The sequence below is a fragment of the Streptomyces sp. NPDC002573 genome (genome assembly GCF_042889625.1).
Lineage (GTDB): Bacteria > Actinomycetota > Actinomycetes > Streptomycetales > Streptomycetaceae > Streptomyces > Streptomyces gibsoniae.
Window position 1 is genome coordinate 71,077 of the sequence record NZ_JBIARC010000039.1, and the last position, 10,416, is coordinate 81,492.

The following is a 10,416-nucleotide window of genomic DNA, read 5'->3' on the forward strand; positions in this document are numbered from 1 at the left end:
GGAGGTCTTCGATTTGAGCGGTGCGCCTTGTTGTCGTTCTTCAGCCGGGGACCGGTAGAGAGTGGAGCCGGCTGAGATCGTAGGTGATCACGGTGACCCACGTGAGTGACAGGCGAGGTGGAGGAAGCGGCGACGGCCGGTGGTGACCAGCTGGGCGGCCGCGGAGAACAGGCGGAGCCGGAGGCCTTTGGGCTCTCAGCGATGGGCGGATCCGGGAAGGGCGAGCATGGGCATCCAGGTCAGCAGTTCGAGCGTGGCCTGGATGGTCTCCAGCCAGATCTGCTTCTTGCGGTGCGGTGGAGGAACACGTTGCGCAGGCCGGTGGCGCGGGCGGCGTGGATGAGGCCCTCGGCGCGTGCGCGCTGTCGGTGCGGTAGTTCCAGTTTCGCGATTGGACGGCCGGCGGTGTCGTGACGGTCGGGTCAGAGGTCACCGGGCCGAACACACCCTGCTCGGCGTCACCGTGTAGGCGATTACGAAATTCGGCTCTGGCGCTGATCTTGTGACGCTGTCGGTTTCAGTGGCGGCCGTGATCACGGTGCGCGTGTTCTTCGCGGAGTCTCGAGGTGTTGTTCCCTCATCTGGCCGGTGTCGTGGTGGAGTTGGTCGAGCAAGCTGTGGCCGGAGTGACGATGCATGCGCGGTCCCCCTCGGCGGGCGCGGACTGTCCGCACTGCGGCAGTGCGTCGGGCCGGGTGCACGGCCGGTACTGGCGACGGCTCGCGGACTCCTCGGGTGGCGCCAGAGTGGTGATCGAGCTGCTCGTGCGGCGGTTCAAGTGCCCAAACCAGGCATGCCCGGCGGTGACGTTCGCCGAGCAGATCGCGGGGCTCGAGCCCGCATGCCCGCTACACGCCACTGGGTCGTGAGCGGTTGACCTCGATCGCTCTCGCACTGGCCGGCCGCGCGGGTGCCCGCCTGGCCGGGATGCTGGGCCTGCGCGTCGCGGAGGACACCCTGTTACGCCTGGTCCGCGCCGCACCGGAAGAACCCGTCGGACAGATCCGCGTGCTCGGGGTCGACGATTTCGCGCTGCGCAAGGGCGACTCGGTGCAGGTCGCCGACGCTTGGCATCTGGCACAACCTCGGCGAGGCAGTGGAAAAGACCGTCTCCGCCCACCACGCCTGCGTCCGGACCGGGTTCGAGAACACCGTACCGGCCGTCCCACCGACCAGCGACGACATCTGGCTTACGCCGCCGGCGCCGGGTGCCTCGCTGCTCGACGTCTGCGGGCGGGGCACGCCGCCTACTGCGCGAGGTTCACGCCGAATTCGAAGATCTGCGCCTCGTCGTATGGCTCCCTATCCAAGAACGCGGGGCTCTTCACTGCCCCTGTCGGCGAAGCAGCAGAGTCAATCGCGGCCCGGCAGGCGCAGGTCCCGTGCTTGTGCCGCGAGAGTCAGCTTGTCGATCTTCCCGTTGGGAAGCATGGGAAGCGCGGCCACAATCTCGAAGCTCTTGGGGCACTTGTAGTCTGCCAGCACCTGCCTGCAGAGGATTTCGAGCTCGTGGGACTCCACGGACCAGTCCGGGTGGGGGTTCACAAAGGCGATCCCGACCTCGTGGTAGAGAGGGTCGGGCACGGCCACCACTGCCGCAGCCGCCACTGCGGGGTGGCGTTCGAGCGCCATCTCCACCTCGCGTGGGTAGACGCTGTACCCACCGGATTTGTACATCTCTGAGATCCGCCCAATGAGTCGCACGTTGCCGTCTGGGAGCCAGATCGCGAGGTCACCGGTATGCAGGAAGCCGTCTGCCGTAAACGCAGCTTCCGTTGCCTCGGGGCTGCCGTAGTACCCCTGCATGAGGCAGGCATGACGGGTCTGTATCTCACCGGTCTGGCCGACTGCCACTGGTCGGTCTTCGGCGTCCGCAATTCGGAAGTCCAACCGGGGGTCGGGCCTGCCGATGGTGGTGGCCAGTGTCTCGTCATCGGCGTCGGCATCCGGGTTGCACAGGGACACGCATGCCTCGGTGAGTCCGTAGACCATGCCGAGCTGGGCGCCGGTGCGGCGTAGCCGGGCGACCAGCTCGGCCGGCATGGGTGCACCGCCCCAGGCAATCCGTTGGAGGGCGCCGAGGTCGGCGGATTCGAATCCGGGTCGGGCGGCGACGAGTTGGAACATGGTGGGAATCCCGCCCCATAGGGTGATCCGTTCACGCTGGAGTATGTCGAGCGTCGCATCAGGGTCGAAGTGCTCCTGGTACACCAGGCAGCCGCCCTGGGCCACCGGCAGCAGGCCGAGGTCCATGATCCCTCCGACGTGGTTCACCGGCAGATAGGCGAGGGCACGACATTGCGGTGTCGGAGACCAGGCGGCCTGCAGCAGGCAACCGCGGGTGAGGGCCTCGGCGGAGAGCATCACGCCCTTCGGCTGACCGCTGGTACCCGAGGTGTAGACGAGCGCGGCCACGTCGTCCGGACGACAGGCCAGGCGGGCCTCGGCCAACTCGGCCGCAGGAGCCTGTGCCCCCTCCGTGAGGAATGTCTCAAAGGGGACCGCAGCAAGAGAGGCAGGGCTGGCAGCGGGCTCAGCGGCGCCGTCGGGCGTCAGGGCCTGTGCGAGCCCTGCAGGCTTGCCGTCCCCGATTGTGACAACCCGGCGCATTCCCGGAACGCGGTCCGACAGTACGCGAGCGGTCGTCCGATAGCTGCGGCCCTGGTGCTCGGTGAGGGTGAACAGGAAGGAAGCTCCGCTGTCAGCGACCACATGGAGCAACTCGCGTACGGTGTGGCGAGGGTTGAGCCCAACCCAGACTGCCCCGATCTCTGAGAGGGCGAAGAAAATTGTGAGGAACTCGGGTCGCGGAGTTATGAGCACAGCGACCCGGTCGCCTCGTCGTACCCCAGACTGGATTAGGGCCGCGGCACAGTTGTGTACGTCCTGGGCACCCTGCGCGTAGGTACGCCGGGCTGACCCCAAGACGTCCAGTTCGGCATCAGGGGTGATCCGTGCCCAGTGCTGCAGGAAGTCCACCGGACGTTCCACCTGTGGAACCTCCGGAGTGCTGGGGTCGACGGCTTCAGGAGTGGACATGGGAGTTTCGGCCGTACCGGACTGAGGGAGGATCAGCAGGTAGATCCAGTCGGCGACCATTGCCGGCCTGTCGGAGCCCTCCACCTCCAGGGTGTTGCGTGTGACGCATCGGAACCGCCCAGGTCCCTGTTCCTCCAGCTGTAGCAGCTCTGCGCGCAGCCGCACCCGTGCGCCGACCAGCACGGGCTGCACGAACCTCACCCTGTCGACTCCGTAGTTGAGGCCATAACCTCCAGCGAGGTCGATCCGCAGGTACTTCTTGTGGAAGGAAATGATCATTGAGAGAAGCAGGAACCCCGAGATCAAGTCCTCACCCCAGGGATCCCCGTTACTGGAGGGGAAGCCGAGGTAGTCCTCGTGTAGAAGCGTCGAATGCTGGAACGCATGCTCGGACTTTCGGTTCATTGTGACCCAGTCACTGACGAAGAGCACTTGTCCTGTCAAGCGCTTCAGCGAAGCCAGGGTGACCGAAATTGACATGGATCGGGTCCTCTCGTCTGGTCAACCGATGCCCTAGCAGGCGTCGGTCACCGTGGCAATCGTTCAAGCGGATGGGGACGAACAGTCGGGCACGGCCCCGAACTTCGAGCTCAGAGGGTTGAGACGGGCGTCGGGCCCCCCGGTGCCTGGTCGTTCTGGGTACCGAGGTCAGCAGTGGCGTTCGGATCGCGGGAGCGCAGCCACAGTGGGCGGGCAGCGGCGAGTAGCGGGAGGGCGGCCACGAGCCAGGGAAGGCTATTGACGATGGGGGAATCGGAACCTGTGAGGGTGTTGAAGTTGATCCAGACCACAACGGTGGAGGCGAGCAGGCCGAGGAAGGCGATCGCGGGTGCGAGCAGAGTGCGCCACCAATGCCAGTCCGGATCCTTTCGGAAGTAGACCATGACCGCCACGCAGACCGTCGCTTCCAGCAGCATGATCCCCAGGGTGGAGATCCCGCTCATAGTCGTCGTCAGGTTGCGGTAGGGATCGAGTCCCGCTGCCGCGTACACAGTCACGATCAGCAGGCAGAGTCCAGTCTGGGTGAGGCTGGCCACGTACGGGGCCTGATGGACGGGGTGCGTGCGTCCGACAGCCTGGGGCATGAGGCGTTCATGGCCGAGTGCGTAGAGGTAGCGCGAGGCGGCGTTGTGTGAGGCCAGCAGGCAGGCGAAGGCCGAAGTGATGATCAGGATGGCGATCAGCGCGACCATAGCGGGGCCGAGGAAGTCACCCGCCACCCCCAAGACCATCATGCCCTGCTCTTTGCCGGCGATGTTCCGCACCTGGTCGACTCCGAGGGCGCCGACTAGCGTCCAGGAACTCAGGCAGAAGAAGAACCCGACCGTCACCACGGCGATGTACATGGCCCGAGGGAGGGTCCGCTTCGGCATTCTGGTCTCGAGAGCGTAGACAGCCACGGCCTCGAAACCGCAGAACGAACCGAACGCGAACATGATCGCGACGCTGGGCGCCCCGGAGAACACTGTATGCGGGGAGAACGCAGCAGCGGGGAAGGCAGCCGTGCCTTTGATGAGGATGATAGCCACCGTGAGCAGGGTCAGTACGGAGAACTCGAGCGCCATGAGCACGGTGAGGATGCGCCCCGAGATGTCGATTTTCCGGTAGCCGCAGATGCCCATCAGCGCGACGAATCCGACGCTGAAGCCCCACCAGGGCAGGTCCGCATTGAGCAGCAGCTGGCCCACGAGCCGGGCGAAGTAGCCAATGCCGCCGGCCAGCGCGACGACCATCGCGTTGTAGGCAAGGAGGGCCAGCGTGCCTGATGCCGCAGCCGAGGGGCGTCCCAGCGACCTGGCGACGTACGTGTAGAAGCCGCCGGTGGAGGTCACGCGGCGACTGATCGCCGCATAGCCGACGGCGAAGCACAACAGCGTGGCGGTGGCTATGAGGTAGGCGCCGGGGGCTCCGGCACCATTACCGATAGACATCGACAGCGGAACCGTCCCGGCGATCCCGATGAGTGGGGCGGCTGCGGCCAGCGAGAGGGCCGCCACCTTGAGCGTGGACAGGCTGCCGTGCAGTTCGGTCGGTGGGCGGTTTGTGGCGAACGAGGCTTGCGAGGTCCGGTGGAACATGGTCTGACCTCCTGGCGGAGTCGGATGTCCGATGGCTGTGTGGCGAACTGTTCCGGCGGCCCCGATCAGGGGCCGCGCATGATTCGCAGACGGGCCGAAGGGAGCTGCCCGGAGCGTTGTTTGCGGTACCCGGTCGCCGGTCGGGGCCCTCTCGGGATGCGCAGAAGGCGCTCAATGACGCAGAAGGGAAATCAGGGTGACATGTGATGGCCGCTAGGAGCCGCACGACCTTCCACTGACGCCACCCGGTCGGAGGGCCCGGCGGTGAACCCTCAGCCGTGCTGCGCGGGCCCTGATTCAGACGCGTCCGCAAGGCCCAGATAGGCCGCCAGATAATTCCTGATCATCAGCGACAGCTCATCGATGATGGCCTCATCACCAGGCGCACGCTGCGCCAGGTCGAGCATCCGGGTCACCGTCTCCGAGACGGTGAGCGCGACGACTTCGGCACGCTCCCGGCCCAGCTTGGGATTCCGGACCCGCAGCGAGTGCGCCAATCTGCCGGCGGTGCGCAGGGTCGATTGGTGGTCGAGTTCCTCCAATTCGGGCACGACCTGCAGGGCTGCCCGGAGTGCCGCACCCCCCGGTACCGTTCTCCGCATGTCCATCAACCCGTGAATGACCTCGTCGACTGTCGAATGCCAATCCGGCGCGACCTCGAAAGCTCGCGATTTCCCCTGAACGTACTCCCCACGCAAATCCTCGAACCGCTCGAAGAGTTCCCGAATAATCGAGATCTTGTCGGGGAAGTAGGAGTAGAGCGTCGATACGTTCACCTGTGCCCGCGCGGCGATGGCGTTGGTGTTCAACGACGGCAGGCCTGATTCGATGAGGATTTCGGTCGCCGCGGTGAGGATCTTCTCGACTGTCCGGTGTGCCCGCGCCTGCACAGGAGCACGGCGTCGCTCTCGCGATGCGCTCGGCGCTGAGCTTGAGGACTGATCGCCAGACATGCCCACCATATTGTCGAAACTCCGATCCACTCGCAGGTGCCCGCTATGTCGGCCGGTCATGTGCGGAGCCACCCTCCAGCTCCGGCCCTGTTGTGTTCGCACCGGGTCAGATCTCATGCGTCGTGTGCATGAGAACAGCCTGAGCGGAGTCCGAAGGTCGGCGGATACCGAGCCCGGTTCGCACCTGCGTCCCGCCGTCTCGGGCGAGGACCTTTGGACCAAGTCGCTGACGGGTGCATGGCACGGCCCTTTCGGATCGGCAACGAGTGAACAGCCTGGGACGGTCATTGGTTCGGGGTGCTACATCGCCACTGGTGGCCGGCGAAGAGCGGCAGACGCTAGGCCCTGCGCTCGCCTCCAGCAGGTTCCCCGTGGGTTTGCAGAGCCGCAAGCACGATCAGGAACCCCATGGAACGGCGTCGTGTGCAAGCGTATTCTCCAAGCAATTACTTGCTTTCATCTGTCTAGTGCCTGCTTGGTCGCGTGTCAAGCCCCCGGCCACAGTGCCGGATGCCTCCCGCGAGCGAGCGTCTGCACCCTCTCGCGACCTCTGTATGGATCAGACGGCTGAGATACGCTTCCCGGCATGGGACCGTGTGCTCCGGCGGCCGAACTTCCAACTCGGACGCGCAGCCCATCGTGCAAGAGCTGCCTGCGATGCCCCTGGCTCGGACGGTCGCGGGTACGACCAGAGCCCAGCTCTGTCTCTGCCGAAACCGGAACGGGCCTCCACCAATCTTCATACCGGGGTACCCGCGCCATCGAGTCCGTCAATGCCCGGATCCGCAAGGCCGTCCAGGCCCGCGGCCACTTCCCGATCGAGGCCGCCGCTCGCAAGTCAGGGCATATCGCCTTGATGAGCCTGGACTCGACCGGGAAGCCAGTTCCTATCACCAACGTGGTGCATGACAGCCCATCAGCGCTGGATCACTGGTTGAAAAGGGCGAGGCTCGTCGGCGAGCCGACGCCGGTTGGGCCGTCCCAGCCGGGTCCTGCTGTGCACAGGATGACCGGGGTACAGGTGCCGGTGCTGCCGGTGGTGACATCATTGACCGCCCATGGGCGGCTGTAGAGCCGGGACGCTGCGCCGTCGGGATCGGAGGTACCGGCCATCGCGAACATGGTGGCGGCGATCGGAGCGGCCTCGCTGGTACCTCCCACTTGAAGCCAGCCGCCATTGGCGCTGCTGTAGATGGCCAGGCCTCCGTGGTCAGGGTCGGCCGCAACCGCCATGTCGGCTTCCACGCGATGGCCGTTGCAGCCGGCAGCCTGTGACTCGGCCTCCTGCCAGGCGGGGGCTGGCTCATAGGCGGAGCAACCGCTTCCTGAGCCGGACCAGGCCGACTCGGTCCAGCCCCGCTGATTTGAGGCGGGATAGAGGCTGGTCCCGCCAACGGCAACGACGTTGGATGCCGTCGCTGGATAACCGACGCCCGCACCGCCGATTCCGGCAAATCCCCAGTCACCGGTGGCGAACGTGACAGCCCCTCCCGGGTTGTCCCAGGCCGCGTTGTCGCCGACTTCCTGTGGGTATTCGGAACCGAGTGTCCAGCTGTTGGAGATGTACTTGGCGCCGCCCGTGTGGATCGCGTTGTAGTTCCCGTCGAACATCGGGAGCGCGCTCTGCTGGTCGGCCGCGTCTGTTTCGACGACGACGATCTTGCACAGCGGGCAGGTAGCGGAGACCGCGTCCACGTCCAGGGCGGTCTCGATGGTAGTGGTCCGTGACGTCCCCGGATTGGTGACCGGAGTCTGGTAGTCCTTGTCGACCACTCGGAAGCAGCCGTTGGTCGTGGTGCAGGACGGCAGGCCGAACTGTTCCCGGTAGACGGCCAGATCGGATTCGGCGGTCGGGCTATGTCCGTCCGAGATGATGACGACAGTCTGACCCTTTCCTCCGTTGTAGGGCAGCTTGTAGGCGCTGCGCAGTTGGAGAGGGGTGAGACCGCCCCCACTGAAATCGGGGGTGGCCCGCACCTTCGACGTCTCGTCGGTCACTGCGCGGATGTCGCAGGTCCACTTCCTGGTTTTCAGGTCTGGGCACATCTGCTTGGCGGCGTGGTTCGCAGTGGCCGGGGCGACGGCCGAGGCTGGCGCGGCCGGGGCAGAGGGCAGGGTGATCAGTGCTAGCGCGGGGACGAGTGTGGCGGCGGCCCTGCACAGAATGCGTCTGCGCAACTTTCCTCCTAGGAGGCGGGCAAATTACGGGTGTTGGCCACCCGCTTGGAATGCACCGGAGCGTACCTTCAATAAATTGGCAGCAGTATGGTGCCGTGGGCCCAATCCTGCTCGTCCGGCGGCTGCGTTGTGGTGACTGATCAGGTCCGATTCGTCGAGATGTTCTACAACCGACGGCGCCTACGGACGCCATCCACGCTGGGGCTACTCACCGCGCTGAAGACCCGGCAGCGCCTCGAACAAGAACACGCCCCCGTGGCGTAAGCATCGAGTCTCCAAGATCACGGGTAAGCATCACTGACCAGGCAAGCCCCTCGCGTCACAGGGGCACCTGCGACTTCGCCTTCGCCGCCTCCGGGGCTGACGGCAACTTCCCGCCCGCCCCCCGTCGGCCACCAGCCCGACATACTGGAGATGGCCCTGCCCGGTCTCGTCCGCCGGGCCCAGCACCACGCCGAACCGCGAGCGGGCGATGGCCCACTCCTGCCATTCGCGCTCGGCCGCCGCCAACTCCGCGTGGATACAGTGGACTTCCTCCCTCAAGTCGTCCACCCGACGGAGAGCAGCCACCTCCCGCTGTTCCAGCAGCCCGACCACCGACGGTATCTGCAACCGCCACAGGAGCCATGACACAACATGTCACTCCTGAGGCATCAGACTCCCCTTTCGCACCTGACGGGCGTCGCCGCGTGATGTTCGTGCCGCACCGTCGCTGGGAGCCGGGCGACTACGACAACTGGGACTTTCCGAGCCCCTCGCAGCGCAAGATCCAGAAGATGCATCACTTCGCCGGGGCTCCTGGGGCGGGTCGTTCCACGACGACTTCCAGCCGCAGCCGGGCGAGGTGGTGGTCCACGAGCACTGGGGGTCGAGCGGGTTCGCCAACACCGACCTGGACTTCCAGCTCAAGCAGCACGGCATCACCCACGTGGTGATCGTGGGCCTGCTGGCCAACACCTGCATCGAGGCCACCGCGCGTTTCGCCCAGGAGCTCGGGTACCACGTGACGCTGGTCCGTGACGCCACCGCGGCCCTTGGCCCCGAGATGATGCACGCCGCTCACGAACTGAACGGCCCCACCTTCGCCCATGCCATCGTCACGACGGACGAAGTCACCGCCGCGTTCAAGGGCGCGCAGTCATGACACTGACTGGAGAACTGCTGATCGGGCCGGCCGATGTGGCCGCCACGGTGGGCACGATGAAGGCGCTCAACCCCGCCACCGGCGAGGTCATCGAGCCGGAGTTCGCGTTCGGGGGCGCGGCCGAGGTCGACCGCGCGGTCCGCCTGGCCGACGAGGCGTTCGACAGTTTCAGCCATACCGGACTGGCCGAGCGGGCCGCGAAGCCGGCCGTCCTCATCGCCATCGACGGGCCCGGCTTCGACGAACTGCGGGACGGGGTAACGGCCGAGGTGGCGAAGACCGACGCACGGACCATGCTCACGCCTGGCATCCACGACGCCTACACGGGCAAGTGCGGCGGATGCAGGACAACGGCGCCACCCGGATCGGCGCCGAAACGGCTCCGACCGCCGCATGGGAGGGCCAGTCCCTGGTATACGAGGTCACCGGCGAGCAGATGCTGGCCGAACCGGCCATGCGCGAAGAGGTGTTCGGTCCCTTCATCCTGCTGGTACGGCTGACCGGACTGGACCGACTCCGCGAGGTGGCACGCGCCTTCAGGAGCCAGCTGTCGGCCAGCGTCCACGCCGAGGCGAGCGACCACGCCACCGCCGTGGAACTCCTGCCGATCCTGGAGCGTCGCACCGGCCGCATCGTGATCAACAACTTCTCGATGCCGGTGTGCCACGAACGTGAAGGCGGTGCGCGGATGTAGAGCGATGCCGCTGGAGCGATGCTGTGTGAGAGATGGAGGTAGGTCCTCCGGAGTCGCCTTGCAGGAGGGGGCTTCAAACCACCGCAAGCTGCGTCGGTGAATGAGCCGGGGTGGTGAGCGTTGCGGAAACGGCGTGCCGATGAGCGCGTCAGGTATGGGTCACGAAGGCGAGCGGAAGCGAACCACTGATGACGCGTCGTAAGAGAACTCGATGACATCAAAACCGGGGTGGGTTTGCTCCGGGATCAGTCTGGGGGGTGCCTGTCGACTGCCCAGGTGGTGTCCGGCGTGGAGGTGGCGCGAGCGTGATCTGGGCTCTCATGCGGAACG

General features: G+C 66.0%; 7 protein-coding genes and 2 pseudogenes. 4 read left to right on the plus strand and 5 right to left on the minus strand.

All coding sequences use genetic code 11. The features are described from left to right. Nucleotides 1-40: 40 nt before the first annotated feature. Nucleotides 41-410, minus strand: a pseudogene (locus ACFYX0_RS30505) (transposase); the annotation flags it as partial. A gap of 222 nt (nucleotides 411-632) precedes the next feature. Here ACFYX0_RS30505 and ACFYX0_RS30510 point away from each other — a divergent pair. Continuing rightward, nucleotides 633-869, plus strand: coding sequence for a transposase family protein (locus ACFYX0_RS30510; protein ID WP_388974835.1), 237 nt, complete (start codon nucleotides 633-635; stop codon nucleotides 867-869). Nucleotides 870-1,353: 484 nt separating this feature from the next. Here ACFYX0_RS30510 and ACFYX0_RS30515 read toward each other — a convergent pair whose 3' ends face one another. The 3 genes from ACFYX0_RS30515 to ACFYX0_RS30525 all read right to left on the minus strand — a co-directional run bounded on the left by ACFYX0_RS30515 (nucleotide 1,354) and on the right by ACFYX0_RS30525 (nucleotide 6,070). Beyond that, complete coding sequence (locus tag ACFYX0_RS30515; protein ID WP_388974819.1) at nucleotides 1,354-3,519, minus strand: AMP-binding protein; 2,166 nt, start codon at nucleotides 3,517-3,519, stop codon at nucleotides 1,354-1,356. A gap of 110 nt (nucleotides 3,520-3,629) precedes the next feature. After that, on the minus strand, nucleotides 3,630-5,117 hold the full coding sequence (locus ACFYX0_RS30520; protein ID WP_388974821.1) for an APC family permease: 1,488 nt from the start codon (nucleotides 5,115-5,117) through the stop codon (nucleotides 3,630-3,632). 272 nt (nucleotides 5,118-5,389) lie between these two features. Further along, nucleotides 5,390-6,070, minus strand: a complete 681-nt coding sequence (locus tag ACFYX0_RS30525; protein WP_388974823.1) for a TetR/AcrR family transcriptional regulator — start codon at nucleotides 6,068-6,070, stop codon at nucleotides 5,390-5,392. A gap of 751 nt (nucleotides 6,071-6,821) precedes the next feature. Here ACFYX0_RS30525 and ACFYX0_RS30530 point away from each other — a divergent pair. Then, a pseudogene (locus ACFYX0_RS30530) lies at nucleotides 6,822-6,950 on the plus strand (transposase); the annotation flags it as partial. A gap of 47 nt (nucleotides 6,951-6,997) precedes the next feature. Here the strand turns inward: ACFYX0_RS30530 and ACFYX0_RS30535 are convergent. After that, a complete protein-coding gene (locus tag ACFYX0_RS30535) occupies nucleotides 6,998-8,248 on the minus strand; it encodes a S8 family serine peptidase (protein WP_388974825.1) in 1,251 nt (416 codons plus the stop codon). Between the two features lie 736 nt (nucleotides 8,249-8,984). On the opposite strand from ACFYX0_RS30535, the gene ACFYX0_RS30540 reads away from it, so the two are divergent. Continuing rightward, on the plus strand, nucleotides 8,985-9,392 hold the full coding sequence (locus ACFYX0_RS30540) for an isochorismatase family cysteine hydrolase (protein ID WP_388974837.1): 408 nt from the start codon (nucleotides 8,985-8,987) through the stop codon (nucleotides 9,390-9,392). Between the two features lie 340 nt (nucleotides 9,393-9,732). Further along, complete coding sequence (locus ACFYX0_RS30545; RefSeq protein ID WP_388974827.1) at nucleotides 9,733-10,086, plus strand: hypothetical protein; 354 nt, start codon at nucleotides 9,733-9,735, stop codon at nucleotides 10,084-10,086. Nucleotides 10,087-10,416 lie beyond the last annotated feature (330 nt).

Coding starts and splice junctions, on each gene's coding strand:
- ACFYX0_RS30510 (WP_388974835.1), top strand. CDS start 633: ATGCATGCGCGGTCCCCCTCGGCGGGCGCGGACTGTCCGCACTGCGGC.
- ACFYX0_RS30515 (WP_388974819.1), bottom strand. CDS start 3,519: ATGTCAATTTCGGTCACCCTGGCTTCGCTGAAGCGCTTGACAGGACAA.
- ACFYX0_RS30520 (WP_388974821.1), bottom strand. CDS start 5,117: ATGTTCCACCGGACCTCGCAAGCCTCGTTCGCCACAAACCGCCCACCG.
- ACFYX0_RS30525 (WP_388974823.1), bottom strand. CDS start 6,070: ATGTCTGGCGATCAGTCCTCAAGCTCAGCGCCGAGCGCATCGCGAGAG.
- ACFYX0_RS30545 (WP_388974827.1), top strand. CDS start 9,733: ATGCAGGACAACGGCGCCACCCGGATCGGCGCCGAAACGGCTCCGACC.